The 569-nt window shown below is 25.8% G+C and carries 1 protein-coding gene; it reads right to left on the bottom strand.

Translation table 11 applies throughout. The annotated features are described in order from the left end of the window. On the bottom strand, window positions 1-210 hold a 210-nt coding region (locus tag PF021_RS08520; RefSeq protein WP_271022058.1), incomplete at its 3' end, for a hypothetical protein. Between the last annotated feature and the right edge of the window lie 359 nt (window positions 211-569).

The following is a 569-nucleotide window of genomic DNA, read 5'->3' on the forward strand; positions in this document are numbered from 1 at the left end:
ACCTCTTAGATTTTGACTTGGCAGATTCCTTATAAACCCACCAATTGCAGTCTCATCAATTAGCTTTCCTACTCCTTCTAGGCTTTGGTTTTGCGATACCTTTAAATCTCTTAGAATCTTCCCAGAAAACTCATGTCTAGCTAACTCCTCTCCTGTGCTTGAGAGGACCTTTACATTTCCGCCGTTATTTCCATTTATAAAAATCAACAATTGATTTTCTTCTTTTTATTTTATTTAGATTTATGCACTCACCAAACAAACCATATATAAATCCATAACCAATACATTAAATTCTAACAACATAACTTACTATAAAACACATACAGGAAATATTATAAAAACTATAAAATAATAATTCAAGATTACTCTATAAAGTATATTACAAGAATCATCATCTACATTAATTAACTTATTATAAAACATTATTTTTATTTAAATAAATATACAAAGAAACCCTAAAAGATTTAGTTGCTTAACCACCTAATAAATAAACTTTTTTGTATTAACTAAACAAACTATAACTAAATAATAACTCTAAAAATCATATTAATAAATCTAATTAGAAATTT

The sequence above is a fragment of the Helicobacter ibis genome, assembly GCF_027859255.1.
GTDB classification, from domain to species: domain Bacteria; phylum Campylobacterota; class Campylobacteria; order Campylobacterales; family Helicobacteraceae; genus Helicobacter_D; species Helicobacter_D ibis.